This is a genomic window from Corynebacterium tapiri, from assembly GCF_006334925.1.
Taxonomy (GTDB): Bacteria; Actinomycetota; Actinomycetes; order Mycobacteriales; family Mycobacteriaceae; genus Corynebacterium; species Corynebacterium tapiri.
Genome location: NZ_VDHJ01000009.1, coordinates 113,834 through 137,248, shown reverse-complemented (window position 1 = coordinate 137,248; position 23,415 = coordinate 113,834). Strand labels below are relative to the sequence as shown.

At 61.7% G+C, this 23,415-nt stretch carries 17 protein-coding genes; 10 read left to right on the top strand and 7 right to left on the bottom strand.

Annotated elements, in window-relative coordinates; all coding sequences use genetic code 11:
* Together FHE74_RS07675 and FHE74_RS07670 are read right to left on the bottom strand one after the other, a co-directional pair.
* Positions 1-2,743, bottom strand: a 2,743-nt coding sequence (locus tag FHE74_RS07675; RefSeq protein WP_180339715.1) for a Rib/alpha-like domain-containing protein, incomplete at its 3' end; no start/stop codon positions are given.
* 354 nt (positions 2,744-3,097) lie between these two features.
* Positions 3,098-9,388, bottom strand: coding sequence for a Rib/alpha-like domain-containing protein (locus FHE74_RS07670; RefSeq protein ID WP_139465913.1), 6,291 nt, complete (start codon positions 9,386-9,388; stop codon positions 3,098-3,100).
* Between the two features lie 248 nt (positions 9,389-9,636).
* Between FHE74_RS07670 and FHE74_RS07665 the strand changes: the two genes are divergently transcribed.
* The 8 genes from FHE74_RS07665 to FHE74_RS07630 all read left to right on the top strand — a co-directional run bounded on the left by FHE74_RS07665 (position 9,637) and on the right by FHE74_RS07630 (position 17,707).
* A complete protein-coding gene (locus FHE74_RS07665; RefSeq protein ID WP_139465912.1) occupies positions 9,637-10,062 on the top strand; it encodes an SdpI family protein in 426 nt (141 codons plus the stop codon).
* 324 nt (positions 10,063-10,386) lie between these two features.
* A complete protein-coding gene (locus FHE74_RS07660; RefSeq protein ID WP_139465911.1) occupies positions 10,387-11,967 on the top strand; it encodes an anthranilate synthase component 1 in 1,581 nt (526 codons plus the stop codon).
* On the top strand, positions 11,964-12,596 hold the full coding sequence (locus FHE74_RS07655; RefSeq protein ID WP_139465910.1) for a glutamine amidotransferase-related protein: 633 nt from the start codon (positions 11,964-11,966) through the stop codon (positions 12,594-12,596). Before FHE74_RS07660 ends, FHE74_RS07655 begins: the two co-directional genes overlap by 4 nt.
* A gap of 4 nt (positions 12,597-12,600) precedes the next feature.
* A complete protein-coding gene (gene trpD / locus FHE74_RS07650) occupies positions 12,601-13,632 on the top strand; it encodes an anthranilate phosphoribosyltransferase (protein ID WP_139465909.1) in 1,032 nt (343 codons plus the stop codon).
* Positions 13,619-15,082, top strand: a complete 1,464-nt coding sequence (trpCF, locus tag FHE74_RS07645) for a bifunctional indole-3-glycerol-phosphate synthase TrpC/phosphoribosylanthranilate isomerase TrpF (protein WP_139465908.1) — start codon at positions 13,619-13,621, stop codon at positions 15,080-15,082. The genes trpD and trpCF overlap by 14 nt, the downstream gene beginning before the upstream one ends.
* Positions 15,079-16,389: a tryptophan synthase subunit beta gene (gene trpB, locus FHE74_RS07640; RefSeq protein ID WP_139465907.1), complete on the top strand. Its 1,311-nt coding sequence runs from the start codon at positions 15,079-15,081 to the stop codon at positions 16,387-16,389. Before trpCF ends, trpB begins: the two co-directional genes overlap by 4 nt.
* Entirely contained in the window at positions 16,389-17,234 is an 846-nt protein-coding gene (gene trpA, locus FHE74_RS07635; protein WP_139465906.1) for a tryptophan synthase subunit alpha, read from the top strand. Before trpB ends, trpA begins: the two co-directional genes overlap by 1 nt.
* Before the next feature lie 98 nt (positions 17,235-17,332).
* A complete protein-coding gene (locus FHE74_RS07630) occupies positions 17,333-17,707 on the top strand; it encodes a Rieske (2Fe-2S) protein (RefSeq protein ID WP_139465905.1) in 375 nt (124 codons plus the stop codon).
* On the opposite strand, the gene FHE74_RS07625 is transcribed toward FHE74_RS07630, so the two are convergent.
* On the bottom strand, positions 17,704-18,798 hold the full coding sequence (locus tag FHE74_RS07625) for an NADH:flavin oxidoreductase/NADH oxidase (RefSeq protein WP_139465904.1): 1,095 nt from the start codon (positions 18,796-18,798) through the stop codon (positions 17,704-17,706). The two genes, FHE74_RS07630 and FHE74_RS07625, sit on opposite strands and share 4 nt — an antisense overlap.
* Before the next feature lie 77 nt (positions 18,799-18,875).
* On the opposite strand from FHE74_RS07625, the gene FHE74_RS07620 reads away from it, so the two are divergent.
* On the top strand, positions 18,876-19,832 hold the full coding sequence (locus FHE74_RS07620) for a bile acid:sodium symporter family protein (RefSeq protein ID WP_139465903.1): 957 nt from the start codon (positions 18,876-18,878) through the stop codon (positions 19,830-19,832).
* A gap of 37 nt (positions 19,833-19,869) precedes the next feature.
* Positions 19,870-20,193 (top strand): hypothetical protein, encoded by a 324-nt coding sequence (locus tag FHE74_RS07615; protein ID WP_139465902.1) that lies wholly within the window; start codon positions 19,870-19,872, stop codon positions 20,191-20,193.
* On the opposite strand, the gene FHE74_RS07610 is transcribed toward FHE74_RS07615, so the two are convergent.
* From FHE74_RS07610 to FHE74_RS07595, 4 genes are read right to left on the bottom strand one after another with little or no spacing between them, the layout of a single operon-like run.
* Positions 20,190-20,525: a branched-chain amino acid transporter permease gene (locus tag FHE74_RS07610; protein WP_139465901.1), complete on the bottom strand. Its 336-nt coding sequence runs from the start codon at positions 20,523-20,525 to the stop codon at positions 20,190-20,192. The genes FHE74_RS07615 and FHE74_RS07610 overlap by 4 nt on opposite strands.
* A complete protein-coding gene (locus FHE74_RS07605) occupies positions 20,526-21,254 on the bottom strand; it encodes an AzlC family ABC transporter permease (RefSeq protein ID WP_139465900.1) in 729 nt (242 codons plus the stop codon).
* The gene (locus tag FHE74_RS07600; RefSeq protein WP_180339714.1) at positions 21,255-21,860 is read right to left on the bottom strand and encodes a YqgE/AlgH family protein; all 606 of its coding nucleotides are present in this window, start codon (positions 21,858-21,860) and stop codon (positions 21,255-21,257) included. It lies immediately after the preceding gene.
* Positions 21,861-21,900: 40 nt separating this feature from the next.
* Entirely contained in the window at positions 21,901-23,373 is a 1,473-nt protein-coding gene (locus FHE74_RS07595) for a CCA tRNA nucleotidyltransferase (protein WP_246049226.1), read from the bottom strand.
* Between the last annotated feature and the right edge of the window lie 42 nt (positions 23,374-23,415).

Here is a 23,415-nt window from a genome sequence, read left to right as displayed (position 1 = left end):
TCGCACCCTGCGGAACACCAACAACCTCAACCGGCGTCATCGCCGCACCCTCAACAGCAACCTGCTTATCCGGCGTCACACCCGAAACGGTCACCGTGACTGTATCAATCACATCACCGTTGCCGTTTTTGACCGACACAGTGATCTTGTCACCCGGTTTCGCATCCGCGTTCGGCGTTACCGTAATCGTGCCGTTATCAGCGATCTCAGCCTTACCCGGACCGTCAACAACAAGTCCAGGCTTCTCGTCCAGAGTTCCACTTTGCAGCGGTAGTTCAACTTTGCCTCCGGACATCACCGTGGCAGTGTCAGCCCAAGTCAATGCTACCGGCGCAGCCTTCACCGTCACCGGAACAGACACCGTATCCGTCGACCCATCCGGATACGTCACCAACACCGGAACCTGATACGACCCAGCCGGCGCCTTCGCATCCGGCTTCACCGTAATCGTGCCATCCGCATTCACCGTCGCCCACGACGGAACCGTCTGACCCGCACCAGGCACACCAGGCTCAAACTTCGTACCCGCAGGAGCAGCAGTCTTCTCCACCGCCTGCGTCGACGGATCATCAAACGTCGGCGCCGCCACCGTCACCGAACCACCCGGCTGCACCGCACCAGGCGCCACATACTTCGGATCCAACCCAGCCGTCGTCGCAGCCTTCACCGTAACTGTTGCTACAGCGGTGTCTTTAGACCCATCTGAGTAGGTCACAGCAACAGGCACCTGGTAATCACCCGGAGCAATACCCGCATCCGGAGTCACCGTCAACGCACCAGACTTCGAATCCACCTTCACCCACGACGGGAACTTAGACCCATCAGCAGGCACACCAGGTTCAAACTTCGTGTTTGCGGGAGCAGCGTTCGTTTCTACGACGTCTGTAGTTTTGGGGTTGTCGAAAGTGGGTGCTTTAACCGTTGTTGTACCACCCAAAGCAGCATTGGTCGGGGCGTAATTTGGGGTGTTGTCCGAAGTTATCTTCGGTGCTGGGTCAACCGTGAAGGAGTCGACTGCCACTGGCAATGTCGAAACCACTCCGTCGGGCGCGACGGAGTAAAGCCGTGCCGTGTAGGTGGTTTGTTTCGTCAGATCCGTGGGCGTCTTAAAGTCACATGACGGAATGGAACCGTCGGGCCGTACGTCGAAAGTGCACTGCGCACCGCCCTTAACTTCCTTTTCGTTTTGGTCAGTCCAGACCACCCGGAATCGAGTTCCGTTGTTTTGGGCGAAGGGGAGACCCGTTGTCCTGGTATTTACCGTGTCACCTGCGGTAGCAAAGTTCTTAAACGAGTCAAACGGTGTGACATCGAAAGTGATCTTCTCAGAGAAGAGGGCGAAATCAACTCCAGTGAACGACGAATTTCCGTATGTGAAAGTCGGGGGCACTTTACCTTCCGATACTCCTGGCCATCCTTTGCCCCCGGGATTGAAGTACTGATTATTCACATACGGCGTCATCAACCCCTGCCCCGGCTGATCCGGGATGGATACAAACGTCCAATCGAGGTTGATGTGTTTGGCGTCAAATGCCAACACATCGGTATCCGACCAGGTGCCCTCTGCTGGGCTTGATACCAGGGTGCCTAGCCGGTCTTTCTTGTTCTGCGGCCAGCCGACAACATTCAATCCGTTGGGGCTGAAATCCCACCTGGGACCCCACGTTCCATTGAAGTGGAGGGAGTATTTACCGTCGCTGCCAGTGGTCGTTTCCACCGTTTCGGCGATCCAAAACGCTTTACCGTCTTTCTTAATCTGTTGCTTAATCCAGTCTTGAAGCTGTAGCTCCTGCTGGCGATTCCACCCAGCCCCTCGAATGTTTCGGAATCCAAGTGCTTTAGGCGCCTCGGCGTAGATCTTCTTGATGGCTTTATCCGTTAGGTACGAGCCTCGCACCCGCATGTTGGGAATAGGCACGTCGCCGGGATTCCGTTCAGCGATACCGCTGTAGATTTGGTTTCCTTCAGGGACGTTGTAGTTCCAGTGGACAGATCCGTTGATCTGGCCGCCAGGACCTGATGCGGGGTCCGGGGAAGTCGCCACATACTTCGGGTTGTCCAGGTGCATTCCCGTATGGTCCTGGATTGGCACGTATTGGATGGCGACGTTCACATATTGGTTCGGACCAATGAGCTGTGCCGCACCACCAGTAGTGTCGGCGACAACTCCCTTGGGCCCAACTTGTCCGTTCATATAGTTGAACATGAGGTTCCACTTGGAAGGGTCTGGATTGTCAGACCACACCCGGATCTTCTCTTTTTCCGGCCAATTCGGGTCAGCATCGAAGCGCCTGGTTACCCCATTAGGATCTTTAAAGTCCAACATCTTGATGTGGTATTCACCGTTGGCATCGGTCACGGCCGTGTAAATCGGGGAGGTGGAGCCATCGCTCTCCACCCACTTGGCATAGACCCGAACACCCGCCATGGGGAGCTGAAAGTCTTTCTCCCGATCGCCAGGGTTACCACCCAGATAGCGAGTCACCTGTCCGTTAATCGTCTCGTTTTCAGCCGTCGCCACGCCACTCTCAATGACGTTGGTCCCATCCGCAGTCAACTCCGCCGCCTGCGCAGCCGGCTCAGCATGGAAAGCAACCGGCACTATGACAACGCCGGAGGCGGCGATTGCAACAGTCGCTCCTCCGGCGATGAGGAGTCGGGCTCGGTCTTTCATGGTCAGACCGAGGAGGGCCAAACCGGACGGAGAAGTAGCTCGGTGCTTGGGCTGATAGGAGCGACCCATTATGTTTCCTTTGCGCAAACAGTGAGAGGGCTGAGAAATCACTCAGCGTTTCCAGAGATGATCAGATGTCTCCTCTAGTGAGGCACAGGAATGTATCCCCGTCAAACGTAAAGAGAAATTTCTTTCAAGCCGCACGCTGCAGGTTTAGGAAACCGACTAACTCACCCCCATGTGTGGGGCCCGCTTCCAGTTGGTACTAACCCTTATCTTCTCCCCAATCAAGAAACCAATCCTTCCGCGCCGCTGGATTCGTAGAAGTGCTACGGGCGAAAAAGCCGCAGGCCCCGCCACCAACCAAGGTGACAGGGCCTGCAACTACCTAGCCGACGCTAGGAAATGCGTTATCCGCAGTGCCTAGCCCTTAGACTCCGCTTCTCGACGCCGCTTTGCAGCCAGAATGAGCAGCCCACCGACAGTCATCGCCAGCAAAGAACCACCAACGATCAGCATCAGGTCATCCACACCAGTATTCGCCAGTGCGCCACCCGGCTTAGAGCCCGGCTGCTGACCAGTGGCCTTCGGAGAACTCGGCGCCGGCGTCGTCACCGACTGACCCTGACCATCACCCGGTACAGAGTTACCAGCACCATTGTCCGGAGCCTGGTTCGCACCAGGTGCCTGGGAAGGCTGGCCAGTACCCGGTGTTTGGTTAGCGCCCGGTGCCGAAGGCGATGCGGTACCCGGCTTCGAACCACCATCAGCCGCACCACCTGGCACGTTCTGGCCCGGCTTCGAACCCTGGTTGTTCGAGGAACCACCGTTGCCCGGAACCGCAGCAGAAGAACCATTAGACGCCCCGTCAGAGGAACCCTGAGCACCCAGGATTGCCCCCAAGCCCAGACCGCCCAGCAGAGCACCGATCAGACCAGCGCCATTGGAGCTGCCGTTGCTTTGACCCGTGCCCGATGTGTCGCCGACCGTAATCGTGAACTTCTCGGTTGAGACAGGCTTTCCGTCGATCTTTGCCGTGACGGTGACCGGGTAGGAGCCCGGTACCAGCGGCGTGCCAGTAATCAAGCCCGTGACCGGATCAAAGTTCACACCAGCCGGCAGGCCGGTCACGTCAATCTCAGCCTTGGGGTTGCCCGTGGTCACCGTAATCGGGGTGATCGGCTCACCCTCATCCACCGTCACATCTCCGATCGGCGCGATGGTCGCGGTGGTGCCGTCTCCGTTATCGGTGACAGTGACATCAATCGTGTCGACGGTCTGACCATCCTTGTCCTTAACCGTCACCGTGATCTCGTCACCCGGCTTCGCATCCGCATTCGGGGTCACCGTAATCGTGCCATCCGGCCCAATCTCAGCAGTACCCGGACCCGTTGCCGTGACAGTCTCACCACCAGCAAGCGCACCAGCGATGATCGGCAGGCCAACCGCACCACCAATGATCGCGGTAGCCACATCACCCCAGTCCGGAGTCGTACCAGCACCCGGCTGCTGAACAGTCACGGTGACCGTATCGATCACCTTGCCGTCCTTGTCCTTAACCGTCACCGTGATCTCGTCACCCGGCTTCGCATCCGCATTCGGCGTCACCGTAATCGTGCCATCCGGAGCAATCGTCGCAATGCCCGGACCAGTGATCTCCAGCGTCGGTGCACCGTTCAGAGCACCTGAAGCAATCGGCACAGTAACCGGCTCGCCCGGCTTAGTCACAGCATCATTCCACTGGGCATCCGAAGATTGTGCCGGCTTGGAAGCCGGATCCTTCGGATTCGTACCCGCAATTGCCTCTTCAGCATCGGTGAAACCATCACCGTCGTCATCGGCATCGGTGACATCCGGAGTGCCATCGCCATCGGTATCACGCTGAACGGTGATCTCCACCGGCAGCTCGAACTTCGTGTCACCGCCAGCAGACACCGTCACGGTAGAGGTAACAACACGCTCCTCTTCCTCCGGCTTCCAATCCGTGACATCCGGCGAACCAGCAATCGTCTTAGACGCCTCATCGAAGGTGACGCCAGCCGGCAAGTTAGTAGCCGTCACCGTCGCACCCTCCGGAACACCAACAACCTCGACCGGCTTCATCGGCGTACCCTCAACCGCAACCTGCTTGTCAGGTGTTACGCCAAGTGGAACGCCAGCATCCGGCTTGGAATTCGGGTCCTTCGGATCCGTGTTCTTAGCCTTCTCCTGCTCATCGGTGAAGCCATCATTGTCATCATCTGCATCGGTGACATCCGGAATGCCATCACCATCTGTATCGCGCTGAACGGTGATCTCCACCGGAACATTCTCGGTCGAGCCGTCAGCCTGCGGCACAGCCACGATTGCAGTGAACGTCTTCTCCTCGTCAGTTCCCCAGTTGGCAACTGTCGGAATACCGGAAATGGTGTTGGTTGCCTTATCAAAAGTCAAACCCTCCGGCAGGTCAGTCACTGTGACGTCCTTGCCTGCAGGAATGCCAGTCACAGCGACCGGAACAATGTCCTTACCCGCCACCACGGTCTGCTGAGTAGGCGAAACGCTGGCTGCCACCGTCACCGTGATGGTGTCGATGACCTTGCCGTCCTTATCCTTGACCGCCACCGTGATGACATCACCCGGCTTCGCCCCTGCATTCGGAGTCACCGTGATCGTGCCATCCAAGCCAATTGTGGCAGTGCCTGGACCAGCAACATCGAGGCTCGGTTGTCCGTTCAGAGTTCCGCTTTCAAGCGGAATCTCGACCGCTTCGCCCGGCTTTGCAATAGCGGTATCCGCCCAACCGGCATCAGTGGCCAGAGCGGGCTTTGAGTTCGGATCCTTCGGATCCGTGTTAGCAGCCTTCTCCTGCTCGTCAGTAAAACCATCACCGTCGTCATCGGTATCGGTGACATCCGGAATGCCGTTGCCATCGGTGTCACGCTGAACAGTGATCGTCACGGGCAACGGTACCGCCGTCGTCTGGCCTGGGTACGTCACCTCCAACGCCACTGGTACCTCACGAGTCTCCTCGGTCTTCTCCCAATCTGTGATGTCCAGAGAACCGGTGACGGTGTTTGTCGCTTGATCGAAAGTCAAACCATTTGGCAGGCCGGTATCAGTGATCTTGGTATCGGCCGGAACACCAGTGACAACGATTGGGGTGATCTTCGCACCGTCAATAACCGTCTGCGTATCAGGGGTGACGGTCAGCGAGACAGGTGCAGCTGGCTTGGAGTTCGGGTCCTTCGGATCCGACTTAGCTGCGGCCTCAATTTCATCGGTGAATCCATCATTGTCGTCATCGGTGTCGGTGATATCCGGAATGCCATCGTTATCAGTGTCCCGCTGGACAGTGATGGTTACCGGGACCTCGGTGATCTGACCACCGTTATCCACCTTCACCGTCACCACAACATCGCGTGACTCCTCAGTAGGCGACCAATCGGAAATGTCAGGCGTTCCAGAGATGGTGTTCGTCGCAGTATCCAGCGTCGCCCCATTGGGCAGACCGGTCGCGGTGACCGTCGCACCAGCCGGAATGCCTGCTAGAGCCACTGCCTTCATCGGCTGGCCCTCTACCACCGTCTGGTTAGTCGGAGTTGCCAGCAACTTCTCCGGGACGGAGTCCTTGTTCTTAGGATCCGACTTGGCGATGATCTCTTCAGCATCGGTGAAACCATCACCGTCATCATCGGTGTCGGTGAGGTCCGGGATGCCATCGTTATCTGTATCCCGCTGAACGGTGATCGTGACCGGAATTTGAGTGGTCTGATCACCATTCGTCACCGTCACCACCGGTGCAAAAGCGCGAGCTTCCTCTGTCGCACCCCAATCGGTGACATCAGGCGTTCCAGAGATGGTGTTGGTCGCAGGATCAAACGTCACGCCAGCTGGCAGACCGGTCACCTCGACCTTTGCCCCGGCTGGTACGTTTTCCAACTTGATTGGAGTCAGTTGCTTGCCATCGATCACTGACTGATCAACCGGGGTGGCCACGGGCTCCTTAGTCACAGTCACGGTCGCTGTAGCTGGGTCTTTTGATCCATCCGGGTAGATGATCTGAACCGGAACCTGGTAATCGCCAGGAGCTGCATCGGCCGGCGGCTTCGCCGTGATGGTGCCATCAGTGTTCAGCTGGATCCAGCTCGGAACAACCTGCCCAGGCAGCGGAATTCCAGGCTCATACGTGGTCCCCTCAGGAGCCTTATTTGTCTCCTGCACGGTGGTCGTGGTCGGATCATCGAAGGTCGGCGCGGCGGTCGTTACCTCCTTACCCGGAGCGGTGGCCACCGGGGTGTAGGACGGAACGTTCGAGTCCCTGAGCAGCGGTTTAGGGGCCGCGGTGACCGTGATCGGAACGACCACCTCTTCGGTGGATTTATCCGGGTAAGTGACCACGACCGTGACGGAGTAATCACCCGGCTCAACATTTGCATCCGGGCTCACAGTCAGAGCGCCGGTGTTCGGGTCGACAGTTACCCACGGAACCGACTGATCCTTCGGGGCGAACGTCGTTCCCTGCGGGGCTGCGCCAGTCTCCCTTTCAGGAGTCACAACACCGTCGAAGGTCGGGGGCAGTACGGAGGCCGACGTGCCCGGAACCATCGGAGCAACCGGGGCGTACTCCGGAATCAACGTATCCGCGGTCTTAACCGGAGCAGGCGAGATTGTCACCAGCGCGCTGACGGTATCCTGCGTTCCATCCGGATACGTCACCAACACAGGAATCGTGTAGTTACCCGGCTGGGCATCCGCTGGCGGGTTCGCCGTGATGCTGCCATCTGGATTCATCTTGATCCACGGCGGCACAACCTGCCCCTCGGCCGGGGTGCCCGGTGCAAACGTCGTCCCCTGGGGGGCTTGGTTCGTCTCTACCACGTCTTTGGTCTGCGGGTTGTCAAACGTGGGAGTCGCAATAGTGACCTCGGTGCCCGGGGTCGTAACCGCAGTGGTGTAACTCGGGTCATTCTTGTCAGTCACAGGCAGCGGATCGACCGTGAACGAGTCGATGGCCACCGGCAGGTCCGAGCGCACGCCGTTAGGGGAAAGAGAGTAGAGCCGTGCAGAGTAGGTGGTCTGCTTGGTCAGATCCTTGGGAGTGGTGAAATCACACGAGGGGATCGAGCCATCTGGATTCACGGCGAAAGTGCAATCCGCACCCGACTTGACAACATTGCCGTCTTGGTCCGTCCACTCAACCTGGTACTTCGTTCCACCGTTCTGTTGGTAGGGGAGACCCGAGGCACTGGTGGTTACAGACTGACCAGCGGTGGCAAAGTTAGCGTAGGAGTCAAATGGGCTGACGTCGAAGACAATGTTCTCCGGGAAGAGAGCAAACTTCACGTCGGTTAGGTTAGAACGGCCCAGATCCAGGAGGCCCGGCCAGGCGCTTCCATCCACGGGGGAGAAGTACTGGTTGTTCACGTAGGGCGTGATCAGGCCCGTACCCGGCAGCTCGGTAATCGAGACGAAAGACCATTCCGTGTTGATGTGCTTGCTGGTGTTGCCTGCTGCGCCAGCAACCCTGTCCCACTTGCCGTCTTTCGGGCTACCAGCAACGGTACCCAGGCGGGCTTTCTGATCCTGGCTCCAGAATGTCTGGTCCCCGGTGTAATTAGCCCAAGGACCCCAGGTGCCGTTGAAGTACAGGGTGTAGTTGCCCTTATCGTCCGTCGTGGTCTCCACGGTCTCGGCAATCCAGAAGTCCTTGCCGTCCTTGGCAATCTGCTGCTTGATCCAGTCCTGCAGCAAGAGCTCCTGCTGGCGGTTCCAGCCAGCACCGCGGATGGTCTTTACTCCCAGTGCTGCCGGCGCCTCGGCATAGATCTTCTTGATTGCTTGATCAGAGAGGTAGGAGCCGCGCACCTGCATGTTGGGGACCGGGACGTCGCCCTTGTTCTGCTCGTAAATGCCACCATAGATCAGGTTGCCTGCGGGAACGTTATGGTTCCAGTACACCGAACCACTGATCTGGCCTCCATTGTCAAGAGGCGTCGGATCTGGGCTGCCCGGTACCTGCTTCGGAGCATCGCGGTGCATGCCCTGGTGGTCCTGGATGTCTACAAACTGAATCGGTACATCGTTGTACTGGTTCGGGCCGACGAGCTGACTCACGCCAGCAGTGGTGTCAGCGACAATTCCCTGGGGACCTACCTGTCCGTTCTGGTACAGGTACATGGCCTGCAGGTGGGCAGGATCCGGGTTTTCGGCCCACACACGAATCTTCTCGCCTTCCGGAAGGTTCGGGTCGGCATCAAAGCTGCGGGTGATTCCGTTCGGGTCCTTGAACGGCAGCATCTTAATGTGGTACTGACCGTTTGCATCGGTCACCGCGGTGTAGATCGGCGAGGACGAACCGTCCTTTTCCACCCACTTCGCGTAGACGCGCACACCCGCCAGCGGGAGCTGGGAGTTTGCATCGCGCGTCTGGGGGTTGTTGCCCAAGTAGCGGGAGACAACACCGTTGACGGTTTCTGTCTCCGCGGTGGCAACGCCACTCTCAATGACCTTCTTGCCGTCGATGGTGAGGTCAGCTGCCTGAGCCACCGACTCTGATTGGAAAGCAACCGGAACAATGACAACACCGGAGGCAGCGATTGCAACAGTCGCGCCTCCGGCGATGAGGAGTCGAGCCCGGTCCTTCATAGCCAGACCAAGAAGTGCCAGACCGGACGGGGAGGTAGCCCGGTGCTTAGGTTGGGCAGCATGCTTGGGTTTATAGGTTTGACCCATAGTGTTTCCTTTGCGCGAAGAGTGAGTGGGCTGAGAATTCACTCAGCGTTTCCAGCGGATAGACGAATGACTTCCTTAGTGAACCCCTAATTTGGGGGCGCGTCAACCGGAACGGAAAATAAATTTCACGCCGTACGCTGCAGATTTAGTCACACGAAACAATTCACCCCCGCGTGGGGGGTTGCTGTGGTTGGTTGGTCGGCACCCATCATTCCTCACGCTTCCAAGGAGCCATTAAGCTCAGTCTCATGATTGCCGTCGCTCTTGTACTTGGGGTCTTGGGCCTTGCCCTGGCCGTCATCAGCGGGCTTGCGCTGCTTAAGAAGCTGCCGGGCAACCCGATCGTGGGCATCCGCGTGGCAGAGGTGCGTAAGTCTCGTGAGATCTGGGACGCAGCTCACCACGTAGCAGGGGCAGCGTGGATGGTAGGTGCGGTAGCTCTGCTTATTGGGGCGCTGGTGGCCTCTCGCGCCGAAGGGTGGCTGTGGTTGATCCCGGTGGCAATGGTCATTGTCGCCCTCATCGCTCTGGGTGCTGGAGCCAACCTCGGAGCCCGGCTTGCGGCGTCCATCGACGTCGCCCAGGAGGTCGAGGCAGCACAGGCCCCCGCTCCAGCTCCCAAGGCTCAGGTGAATCTGGACGCGGTGCGGAAGGCCGCCCGCGATCAGAAGTAGGCAAGGCCCCGGGTAGGCAGGACCTCGAGTAGGCAAGACTTTATGTAGGCAAAGCGCAGCCGTCGAGAAGCGAATGATGTAAGATGTGAGCCTATGCGCAACGTGATGAATCGATGGTGGTGGCGGGCCAACCCGGCGCGCCACTGATTTGTTGCTTGCTCGAATACACGTAATCGACAGGGCCCGCCGGCTTCCTGCTCTCGCAGGTAGCGTGCGGGCCCTGCGGCGTTTCTAGCGCCCACCGCGCGCCCCTCGGGAGCAGACACGATCGGCAGGTCAGCCGTAAGATCGAATCCCACACCCCGAGAAAGGCTGCGAGACACTGTGAGTAGCACACCTCCTGGCGGGTATCGCCCCGTCGCACGCACCCGCGAGGTGACGTATCACCCCGACGCCTCCCGAGTGTTTGAGGCGCTCGGCGGCACCCAAGCAACCGATTCCGTGCTCTTGGAGTCCGCCGACATCACCACCAAGTCTGGCGTTAAGTCAGTGGCGGTCCTGTCCTCTTCCTTGCGCTTGACCTGCGAGGGGCAGCGCGTTCAGGTCGAGGTCTTGAGCCCTTCGGGCGCGGTGCTGGCGCAGCGGCTGCAGGAGCAACTCGGTGACTACGCGGTGGGGGAGAACCTTTACGAATTTCCCGTCGCCGCCGACCGCTTCGACGAGCGCTCCCGGTTGACGGCCATCTCCACCGTCGCTCCGCTGCGTGCACTCACCCTTGAGGCGGGCTTTACCCACGAGGCCCTGCCGATGCTTGCCGGCGGGTTCGCCTTCGATTACTTGGGCACTTTTGAGGAGCTTCCCGAGGTCGCAGAGTCCTCCAACACCTACCCGGACTACCAGTTCGTGCTGGCCGAGGCGCTGCTCACCATCGACCATTCCCACTCCACGGCCCATGTCAGCGCCGTCAACGCGTACGGCGATGAGACGGAGTTGGAGTCGCTTCTCGACGACGTGGCCAACCGCATCGCCAATGTTTCACGTGAAACATTGCCGGAGTCCACCCCAGCGGGGGACACGCTCGAGGTCCACGTGGACATCTCGGACGAGCAATTCCGTGGATACGTGGATGACATGAAGGAGGCGATCCGGCGGGGCGACATCTACCAGGTTGTGCCGGCGCGCACCTTCACGCTGCCGTGCCCGGATGCCTTTGCGGCCTACCGGCAACTGCGCAGCAGCAATCCGAGCCCGTACATGTTTTACGTGCGCGGCGTCGACCGGAAGGGCGAGCTCTACGAGCTCTTCGGCGCCTCCCCGGAGTCCAACCTCAAGCACGATCCCCAGACACGCCAACTGCAGCTGTACCCGATCGCTGGCACTCGACCACGCGGCCTCGACGAAGACGGCACCATCAACCACGAGTTAGACATTCGTCGCGAGCTCGAATTGCGCACGGATTCGAAGGAGATCGCCGAGCACACCATGCTTGTCGACCTCGCCCGCAACGACCTCGCCCGCGTGGCCAAGCCGGGTACGCGCTCGGTCGCCGACCTTCTCCAGGTGGATCGCTACTCCCGCGTCATGCATTTGGTCTCCCGCGTTACCGCGACCCTGGCCGATGGGCTCGACGCCTTTGATGCCTACCGCGCCTGCATGAACATGGGCACGCTGACCGGTGCACCCAAGCTGCGTGCCAGCGAGCTGCTCCGCGAGCTCGAAGGAACGCGGCGAGGCAGCTACGGCGGTGCCGTCGGATACGTCAGCGGAGACGGAACAATGGATAACTGCATCGTTATTCGCTCGGCCTACGTCAGCGGGGGAGTGGCCTCCGTGCAGGCCGGTGCCGGCGTCGTGCGCGACTCCAATCCGCAGGCCGAGGCCGACGAGACACTCCACAAGGCCTACGCCGTCCTCCACGCCATTGCCCTGGCCGCTGGTTCCGACTTGAAGGTGGTGCGCTCATGAGCCGCATAGTTCTCATCGATAATCACGACAGCTTCGTCTACAACCTCGTCGACGCCGTCGCCACCTCGGAGCACGAGCTCGTTGTGTACCGCAACAGCGTGCCAGCCTCCGAGGTGTTCGCCGCCCAACCGGATCTGCTGATCCTGTCGCCCGGGCCGGGACATCCGCGCGAGGCCGGAAGCCTCATGGAGGTCCTGGCCACCGCGCGCGAGCGCAACATTCCGGTGCTGGGAATCTGCCTGGGATTCCAGGCTCTTCTGGAGCACCTGGGTGGTTCAGTCGTTCCCTGTGGGCCCGAGCATGGCCGTTCCGTTGCTATGCAGCTCACCGAAGCCGGGCAGCAGCACCCCGTCTTTGCCGGGCTCGCCACTGGCGGGGACCCAACGCAGCCCGGGCATGAGGTTCCGGTGGCGCGCTACCACTCGCTCGGCTGCGCCGACGCCCCGGAGGGATTACGGGTGCTAGCCACCACGGAAACGGAGATCGGGGACGTCGTCATGGCCGCCGAAACCGAGGACCGCATGGCAGTTGGAGTGCAGTTCCACCCCGAATCCATTCTCACGCCCGCCGGCCCACTCATGCTCGAGCGCTGCTTCGCACAGCTTCTCACTCAATCACAGAAGGGATAAAACTATGACCAGCGACAACAGCCTGACCGCGCTCAAGCGCTTCATCTCCAACCCGGAGCCCTCTGTCGAGGAGTGCATCGAAGCCTTCACGCCGCTGACGGTCGGTGATTATGACGACATCCACATCGCCGCGCTACTCACTGCAGTGAAGGTCCGCGGGGAGACCGCCAACGACCTGCTCGGCGCCGCCCGCGCTTTCCTCAAGGCCGGTCGACCGTTCCCCATTACCGGTGAGGGAATCATGGACACCGCCGGCACAGGTGGCGACGGCAAGAACACCATCAACATCACCACCGCCGCTTCCCTTGTGGCCGCGGCCGGGGGAGTGAAGATGGTCAAGTGCGGTAACCGTTCCGTCTCCTCCAAGTCCGGTTCCGCAGACGTGCTGGAGGCCATGCAGATCCCGCTGGATCTCGACCCCGAACGCGCCGTGCGCCAGTTTGAGAACGCCAACTTCACCTTCCTTTTCGCCCCCGCCTACAACCCGGCTATCGGCCACGTGCAGCCGGTGCGCCGCGGGTTGAAGTTCCCCACCATCTTCAACACCCTTGGCCCCATCCTGTCCCCGGCACGGCCGGAGTTCCAGATCATGGGCATCGCCAACCCGGCCCAGGGCCCGATGATCGCGGAGACCTTCCGGGAGCTCGGTCGCGGGCGCGCTCTGGTGGTCCACGGCGACGGCTCCGACGAGCTTGCCGTATCCGGCACCACCAAGGTCTGGGAGCTAACCCGGGAGGGGAACATCGACTACTACGAGCTCGAACCCGAGGACTTCGGCATTCGCCGGTGGACCTTTGAGGACTTGGCCGGGGGCGACGGCGTAGAAAACGCCGAGCTGATCCGCGCCGTCTTCCGTGGCGAGGGCTCACCGGCCCACCATGACGCGATCGCTGCCTCCGCTGGCGCGATGTTCTACCTCTCCGGCCAGGGTGCCTCGTTTAAGGAAGGCACCGAGCGGGCCCGCACTCTGCTGGCCGACGGCACTGTCAACACCTGGCTCAAGCAGCACGAGGAGGCGAACTATGGCGAGCAGTAACTTACCCACGGTGCTCGAGGGGATCGTCGAGAAGCGAAGAGAGCACCTTCCCGGCATCCACGACCGTCTCAGCGGTGTGGACCCGGCCGGACTGCCGCGTTCGACACGCTCGCTATACCAGTCGTTGGCGCGCGGCGGCAATCCCCGCGGCGGCAATCAGTTCATCATGGAGTGCAAGTCTTCCTCGCCCTCACTCGGGCTGATCCGCGAGCATTACGAACCCGGGGCGATCGCGCGCGTCTATTCCCGCTACGCCGCAGGAATTTCGGTGCTGTGCGAGCCGGAACGCTTCGGCGGTGATTACGACCACCTGGCCATCGTCGCGGCGTCGACTCACCTGCCGGTGCTGTGCAAGGACTTCATCATCGATCCGGTGCAGGTCCACGCCGCGCGCTACTTCGGCGCGGACGCGATCTTGTTAATGCTCTCGGTGCTTGACGACGCCTCCTATACCCAGTTGTCTCAAGAAGCCGAGCGCCTTGGTCTTGACGTGTTGACGGAGGCGATCTCCGAGGAAGAGGTCTCGCGCGCCCTGCGCCTGGGCGCCAAGATCCTGGGGATCAACCATCGCAATCTGCACGACCTGTCGATCGACCTGACCCGCTCGCGCACGCTCACGCGCGATATTCCGGATGACGTGTTGGTGGTATCCGAGTCGGGAATCCGCGATGCTCAGGCGGTGCGCAGCCTGGGTGCCCACTCCAATGCCTTCCTGGTCGGCTCGCAACTGACCGGCCAGCCCGACATCGATCGCGCCGCCCGCGAGCTCGTCTACGGTCCTAACAAGGTCTGTGGGCTCACCTCGTGGAGTGCGGCGCAGGCCGCCCGAGCGTGCGGCGCCGTCTATGGTGGGTTGATCTTCGAGGAGGGATCGCCGCGCAATGTTTCACGTGAAACATCGGCCGACATCATCGCTCACGAACCGGACTTGGCCTATGTGGCGGTCTCCCGCCGAACCGAGGGGTACGGTGAACTCCTTCAACCCGGGATCCACGCTGTACAGGTCCACGCACCGTTTACCGGTTCGTTGGAGTCCGAGATCGAACTCCTCGAACGCGTGCGGACGGAAGTGGGCGAGGGGATCGAGGTCTGGCGCGCTATCTCCATGACCACTCCCGGTGCCACCGAGGTGCTGCCCGGGCTGCTGGATCACGCCGACCGCTTCGTACTCGATTCCGGCGACGGAGGAACCGGCCGCGCATTCGACTGGTCCACCATCCCCTCCGGGGTGAAAAGCCGCAGCCTGCTCGCCGGCGGTCTGAACGAGGACAATATCGAAGACGCCCTTAGTGTCGGGTGCCTCGGCGTGGACCTTAACTCGGGCGTGGAGTACCGCAACGCAGGCGAATACACCGGGCGCAAGGACGCGGGCGCTTTGCGACGCGTATTCGAGCGCATCAGGGCATTTAGTTACACAGAAAACACCGCAGACAACGAGGAGACACGATGAAACACGATGCGAACCAGGAGTCCGGATCGCTCCAGGACATCGCGACCCCGGCAGCCGAGGGAGACGCTACACCTGGTGGCTCCACGATCCTGCCGTCCTACTTTGGTGAGTTCGGCGGGCAGTACGTGCCCGAATCGCTCATTCCGGCACTGGATCAGCTGGAGAAGGCCTTTGTGGAGGCGTGGAACGACGACGCCTTCATGAAGGAGTACCGCGACCTGTTGCGCGATTACCTGGGTCGTCCCACCCCGCTCACCGAGGTGCGCAACGCCGTCCCCGGCACACACGTCCGCGTCTTTCTCAAGCGCGAGGACCTCGTCCACGGCGGTGCCCACAAGACCAATCAGGTCATCGGCCAGGCGCTGCTGGCCAAGAAGATGGGTAAGAAGCGCATCATCGCCGAGACCGGCGCCGGGCAGCACGGCACGGCGACCGCGCTGGTGTGCGCCCTGCTCGGCCTGGAATGCGTGATCTATATGGGTGCAAAGGACGTCGAAAGGCAGCAGCCCAACGTGTACCGCATGCGCCTGCACGGCGCGACGGTCGTTCCCGTGGATGCTGGCTCCGGCACCCTCAAGGACGCCGTGAATGAAGCACTGCGCGACTGGACCGCCACCTTCCACGAGTCGCACTACCTGCTCGGTACCGCGGCCGGCCCGCACCCGTTCCCGACCATCGTGCGCGACTTCCACCGCGTCATCGCTGAGGAGGCCAAGGCGCAGATGCTAGAGCGCACCGGTTCGCTGCCGGACGTTGTGATCGCCTCCGTCGGCGGGGGATCCAACGCCATCGGCATGTTCTCCGATTTCATCGACGACGAATCCGTCGAACTCGTAGGCACCGAGCCCGGTGGCGAGGGCATGGAGACGGGCAAGCACGGTGCCGCCATCGCCGCCGGCAACGTGGGAATCCTGCACGGGACGCGCTCATATCTAATGCGCAACAGCGACGGCCAGGTGGAGGAGTCCTACTCCATCTCCGCTGGCCTGGATTATCCCGCGGTTGGGCCTCAGCACGCGTATCTGGCCTACACCGGGCGTGCTAAGTACGTTCCGGTGACCGACGCAGAAGCATTGCGCGCCTTCCAGATCCTCAGCCTGAAGGAAGGCATCATCCCTGCCCTGGAAAGCTCGCATGCCTTTGCTTACGCGCTGGCACGCGCGGAGGAGGCCGAGAAGGCAGGGGAGGATCTCACCATCGTGGTGTGCCTGTCTGGTCGCGGAGACAAGGATGTTGACCACGTCCGGCGCACGCTCGACGAGCACCCCGAGTACGCCCTTAAGCCCTCGAACACGGAGGTTTCCTAGTGAAAGATCGCTATGCCGCTCTGTTTGAATCCCTCAAGAGCAGGGGAGAGGGAGCCTTCGTTCCCTTTGTCATGCTGGGAGACCCCACGTTTGAGGATTCCTTCCAGATCATCACCACGCTCATTGAGTCTGGCGCGGACGCCCTCGAGCTCGGCGTGCCTTTCTCTGATCCGGTTGCCGATGGTCCCACCATCCAGGCCTCCCACATCCGGGCGCTGGATGGGGGAGCAACGGTGGAGAAGAGCCTGCAGTTGATTAGGAAGATCCGCGACGCCTACCCGGAGCTGCCGATCGGCATGCTAATCTACGCCAACGTGCCCTTCGTGCGCGGTCTGGAGCGCTTCTACGCAGAGTTCCACGAGGCGGGTGCCGATTCCATCCTGATCCCGGATGTGCCGGTTCGCGAGGGCGGCCCCTTTGCCGAGGCAGCCGAGGCCGCCGGAATCAGCCCCATCTTTATCGCGCCCGCCCAAGCAGCTGAGGCAACCCTGCGGGGTGTCGCTGCTCGTTCGCGCGGTTACATCTACGCCATCTCCCGGGATGGCGTGACCGGTACCGAGCGCGCCTCCGAGACTCGCGGCCTGGATGAGGTTGTTGCTCACGTCCAACAGTTCGGGGGAGCACCGGTCCTTCTGGGCTTCGGCATCTCTACTCCGGAACACGTGGCAGACGCGATTCGCGCGGGCGCGGCCGGTGCGATCACCGGTTCAGCCATCACCCGCATCATCGAAAGCCACGTGGACCATGAGCACCCCCGCCCCGGAGTGGTGCGAGACCTTCCGGCACTGCAGAAGGAATTGGCTCAATTCGTATCGGAGATGAAGGCAGCTACCCGTCAGGGTTAATCGTCACAGTGACGTTTCTCGACGGGGTTCTGCCCCGTATCCAAAACGTCACTATTCATCACAACAGTGCCGGTAGTCGGGGAGTAGAGTTTGTGGGTATGAGCGAGTTTTCCTGCAACCGACGACTCTTCCTTCTCGGCACCGGTACCACTCTGGCGGGCGCACTCTTGGCCGCATGTGGCAGCGCCCCCTCCGAGGAAGTTGCTAAGACGGACATACCATTGGGCTCCGCCATCTTAGTGGGCGACTATATTGTGGCCCGACCAGACGAATCCAAGTACGTCGCTTACTCTCGATCGTGCCCCCACCAGCACCAGACTATCGATCAGGTCGACGGACACAAGGTGCGTTGTTCCGCCCACGGCTCCGTCTTCGACCTCAACGACGGTTCTGTTGTCGAGGGCCCCGCGCGCGAAGCTCTCGCGCCGGCCAAGCTTAAGGACGCCGGCGACAAGCTAGCGGTTCAGGCTTAGCGAGGATCCCGCGGCGCAGCCCGGTGATAGGAGGGTGGGTAGCCCAGCTTCCCACCGGCCATGCCTAGCGCACGGAATGCGTCGCGCGGCCAGGAAGGGTTACGCAACGCTTCTCGGCCGATAAGGACGGCGTCGCAACGCCCCTCCACGAGCAGCGCCTCTGCCTGCGCAGGTTCGGTGATCAGACCGACGGCAGCCGTCGGCACGCTCGCCCGAGCACGCACCTCATCCGCGAAACGCGCCTGATAGTTGGGGCCAACTGGAATGTCTGCGCTCACATTGCCGCCCGAGGTCACGTCGATCAGGTCTGCGCCGCGCTCCTGTGCCAGGGCAGAGACCCGCACGGTATCGTCCAGGCTCCAGCCGGCATCGACCCAATCCGTGGCCGAGAGTCGAAGTATTAGAGGCATGTCCTCGCCGATAGCAGCCCGCACCGCCTCGACCACCTCCAGCAGCAGTCGCGTGCGCGCCTCGAACGAGCCCCCGTAGGCGTCGTTACGCTCATTCGAAAGCGGTGAGAGGAACTGGTGAAGCAGGTAGCCGTGTGCCCCGTGGATCTCCACCGCGTCAAAGCCTGCTTCAACCGCGCGCCCTGCCGCTCTGGCGAACTGCTTGGGGATCTGCCGAACCTCCGCAGTGCTCAGCTCCCTAGGTGTGTTGTGTCCATCGGCCGCGATAGGGGAGGGCGCCACGGTCTCCCAGCCGCCCTCATTCACCGGAACCGTATTGGTGGGGTAGTGGGGTTGATCCGGCAAGGCGGGAACCGAGGACGCCTTGCGGCCGGCATGGTTGAGCTGAATCGCCATCTTCGCGCCCTGCGTGTGGGCGAAGTCGACCACCTTTCGCCAGGCCGCGACGTGCTCGTCCGACCACAGCCCCGTGCAGGCCGGCGAGATGCGCCCTTCGGGGACCACGCCCGTCGCCTCCGCGATGATCAGGCCGAAACCTCCCACCGCGCGCGCTCCATAGTGCACCAGGTGCCAATCGTTAGGCGTGCCGTCTACAGCCTGGTACTGGCACATGGGAGGTAGCCACACTCGGTTCGGGATCTCCAGCGATCGAACTGTTAAGGGTTCAGCAAGCTTGACCATGCCCCGAGGCTACGCTTCCACGTGACAAACCGGAGGTTTCACGTGAAACATCAACAGCGCGTCCTAGACTGGCTGACATGCTCGCCCGACTCCGCAATCATGACCCGCTCATCTTCCTTATTCTCTCCGCGGTCATTCTGGCAACGCTTTTCCCGGCTCGTGGATGGTTCGCCGACGCATTCTCGGTGGCGACAAACATCGCGATCGCCCTCCTCTTTTTCCTCTACGGTGCTCGCCTTTCAACCGCGGAAGCCCTTGATGGGCTAAGGAACATCCGCCTTCACACCACCATCCTGGCGTTCACCTTCCTGGTGTACCCACTGATCGGCCTGGCCCTGCAGCCCGTGCTCACTCACCTCGTCCCCGACGACCTGGCCCGCGGCATCCTCTTTCTCACCCTCGTGCCCTCAACGGTCCAATCATCGGTTGCCTTTACGTCCATCGCCCGCGGCAACGTGGCGGGCGCCATCGTGGCGGCCAGCGCGTCCTCTTTGGTCGGCGTCGTTGCCACGCCGCTGTTGGTGATGCTGTTGCTCTCTACAGGCTCCGCAGCGCGTATCGACGCCTCCGTCTTCCTCGATGTCGCACTGCTCCTCCTCGCGCCCTTCCTCGTTGGTCAGCTCACGCGGCAATGGTTCGGCACGCTGGCTAGGTCCAAGGCCACCAAGATCGTCGACCGCGGATCCATCACCATGGTCGTCTACTCGGCGTTCTCCGCCGGAGTGGTCGACGGAATTTGGTCGACCGTGTCCTTTGGCCAGGTCCTCTTCCTCATCGTCTTCTCACTCGCGCTGGTAGCGGCCATGCTGTGGCTCACACGAGTCATCTCGGCCCGCCTGGGGTTCAGCCGCGCCGACGTGATCGCAATCGAGTTCTGCGGCTCCAAGAAGTCTCTGGCCACCGGCTTGCCCATGGCCACCGTCATCTTCGGCGGGGGAGCGCTAGGCCTGCTGATCCTGCCTTTGATGGTCTATCACCAGGTGCAGCTCATGGTCTGCTCCTGGTTGGCGGCGCGCTACAGCCAGCAACCTTAGGTCTCCGGGTTGCCACGAGCACCCCGGATCAGCAACCATGTTTCACGTGAAACATCGCCTTTACATCCGCACTGAACTCACGATCCCCGGGGCAGGGGTTGCCGTCCATATCGCAGAATTGGAGGAGCGCGACGAGCGCACGTGCTCGATGCTCCGCCTCATCGAACTCGCGCCTGACGACACGATCATGGGCGCCGCGGGTAAGGGTAAGAAGGCTGGTGCGGTGACTGCGCCTAACGACGTCGTGCCGCACCCGTCCACCTATCACGAGTACGACGGGCTGCAAGCCACTCATCTCTCCGAGGCGGAATTCACCGCGCTCTGGTCCGAGGCGCAGGCGAAGTTCCCGGATCTGGGTTAACCCACCGAGCCGTTCACGAGCACCATGTACACCCCGGTGCCGCCAATGATGGCCAGCGCCGCGCGCCCGGTCCACCACTGCAAGGCACCAGTAACAGCGACTCCAATCAGGCCAGGCCATACCGCACCAGAGCCACCGGAGACGAGCGAGTAAACCACCAGAACGGTCATGACACCCACGGGCATCATGCCGCCCAGAAACGCCACAAAATCGGACTGCCCTAGCCTACGGCGCACCAGGAAAGGGATCCCGCGCAGAGCGACCGTCACTAACCCAATCGGCAGCAGCACGGCCAGCGCCTGGGACAGTTCTACACCCTCTGGCAGGCCCACTTATGCCCCCGCCTTCCACGTCATCCGGGCGTCCAGCTCGGGGGAGGCGAACCGCGCCACCAGTGTTGCCACGTACAGCGTCAGCGCCACCAGCAACATCTGCCCGGGAAGCAGCACTGCGGCAACCAACCCGCACACCACTGCGGTAACGGCCAGCGAGGTATCCCGGCTCTCCCGGAAGGCCTCCACGGCCAACACGGTGAACAACGCTGTGAGAGCGAACTCCATCCCCTTCACTGAGATGTCGAGCGCGCTACCACCCAAAGCGCCGACCACACCGGATCCCACCCAACCCAGCTGGCAGACTGCGGAGATGGTCACCAGGCGGGCACCGCTGACAGGGCGGCCGGCCTGCACGCCGTTAGCTCCGAACTTTCCAGTGAGGGCATAGACCTCGTCGATAAGCGCGTACACCGCATAGGCGCGTGCTACCGGATGAGAAATGCGGTGCAGGGGATAGGTGATGCCGTAGAAGATGTGCCGGAAGTTCACTGCCAGACCGGTCAGCGCCGCGGCAAACCAGCTTGTGCCACCGGTGACCAGACCCAGCGCCAGAAACTCCATGGAGCCGGCGTAGATCACGGTGGAGAAGATTGGTGTCCACCACCAGGAGAAGCCCATCTGCACCACGAGCACGCCCAGGGCAAGCCCAATGGGAATGAACCCAAGAAGAACGGTCCAGGAATCGCGGACGCCCTGGGCAATCTCAGAGCGAGTGCTCGCTTCCACTTAGTTGTCCTCGACGTGTGCTGGGTAGGTGGAAAACAGCGGCAGGGGCATCGGTTGGCGACGCATCACGTCGCTCCACAAGTCGGCACGCCCCGGCATGATCACGTCACCGGGCAGGGCGGGTACGACGTACCAGTCGCCGGCCTCGATCTCCTCGTCGAGCTGGCCGGGAGCCCACTCGCAGTAGCCGGCAAACAACCGCATGCCATCGACCGCCTCGGCCACTTCCTCGGGCTGCGCCTGCAGGTTAATGTGCACCAGCCGGGGAGCCAGACGCTTCAAGAACGGCGTGGCCGCGATGTCCACACCCTGGCGCGCCATGCCCAGGCCCACCACCGCCTGCTGATTCATCGGCCCACCGATGTACAGAGCCTGCGGCTTGGCCACCGCAGAAATCCAATCCGGCAGAACGTTAAACACGGCGATCTCGCTGCGACGGGTGAGGTTGACACCCAGGGTGATGGCCTCGTTGTGCTCCACCACCAGGATCACCGAACGGGTGTAATCCTCGTTCTGGATGTCGGGAGCGGAAACGAGCAGCATGCCGGGGGCGGGCTCTCCACGCTCGAGTGCAACAAACAAGCGATCGGCTGAAAAGTTATACACGTTTCCCATCCCACCTAGCTACTAATCTTTAACGCGGATCCTACGCGGACTCGCCGTTTTCGGCCCACCACGCCTTCAGCTCGGCTACAGCCTCCTCGTGCTCCAACGGGCCGCGCTCTAGGCGCAGCTCCTTGAGGAAGGCCCACGCCTTGCCCACCTCGGGCCCGGGCTTGAGGTCCAGGATCTCCATGATGGCGTTGCCGTCCAGATCCGGGCGCACGCGCGCGAGGTCTTCCTTCTCCGCGATCTCCGCGATTCGTTCCTCGAGCTGGTCGTAGGCGCGCTGAATGCGGCGGGCCTTCTTGGGATTGCGCGTCGTCGAATCGGCACGCACCAGCTTATGCAGGCGGGGGAGTAGCTCCCCGGCGTCCGTGACGTAGCGACGCACAGCAGAGTCGGTCCACTGGCCGTCGCCGAACCCGTGGAAGCGCATGTGCAAGAACACCAGCTGCGAGATGTCGCTAATCAGAGCCTTGGGGTACTTCAGCTGACGCAGGCGGCGCCGCACAATCTTGGCGCCCACGACCTCGTGGTGGTGAAAGCTCACACCTCCGCCGGGCTTCTGGGCGCGGGTGTCCGGCTTGCCTACGTCGTGAAGCAGCGCCGCCCACCGCAGCACCAGATCCGGCTCGCCGTCCTCGCGGTCGATGGCCTGGCGCATGACCTGCAGGGAGTGGGCGTAAACGTCCTTGTGCTGCATGTGCTCATCGGAGGTCATCTGCAGCGCACCGATCTCGGGGAAGACGTGCTCGCCCAGACCGGTGCGCACCAACACGTCGATGCCCGCGGTGGGGTCCTGGCCGAGGACGAGCTTGTTCAGCTCCACCTGGACGCGCTCGACGGTGATGCGCGTGATTTGCTCGCTCATCTGTCGCAGGGCCTTCTCCACGCGCGGGGCCAGCTCAAAGCCGAGTTGGCTGACGAATCGGGCGGCGCGCAGCATGCGCAGGGGGTCGTCGTTGAACGAGACCTCGGGCGCACTGGGGGTATCCAGCTGACGACGCGCTAACGCCCCCAAACCGTTCATGGGGTCGCGCAGCTCCTGGATGAGCCCACCCTGCTCGTCGACCTGCAGGCGCACAGCAATCGCGTTGACCGTGAAGTCGCGCCGGATCAGGTCGCCCTCCAGGGTGTCGCCAAACTCCACCTCGGGGTTGCGGGAATTCCCGTCATAGCTATCGGCCCTAAAGGTGGTGATCTCCACCTGCTGGCCCTGCTTCTGCGCGGACACGGTGCCAAAGTCGATACCGGTGTCCCAGACCACCTCGGCCCAGGCGTCGAGAAGCTCCTTGACCACCTCAGGGCGAGCATCGGTGGTGAAGTCCAGATCATTGCCGAGCCGGCCCAACAGGGCATCGCGCACACTTCCGCCAACCAGGTAGAGCTCGTGCCCGGCCGCGGTGAAGGCGGCGACAAGATCAGCCAGCACGTCTGTCAGCTCGTTGATGGCGCGCTCGGCGCGCACCAGCTGGGCAACTGCCTGGGGTTCTAGCGATTCATTCGGCTCCGTCACGCGTGACACCTTACCGTGCTGGCAAACTAGCGATAATCTTCT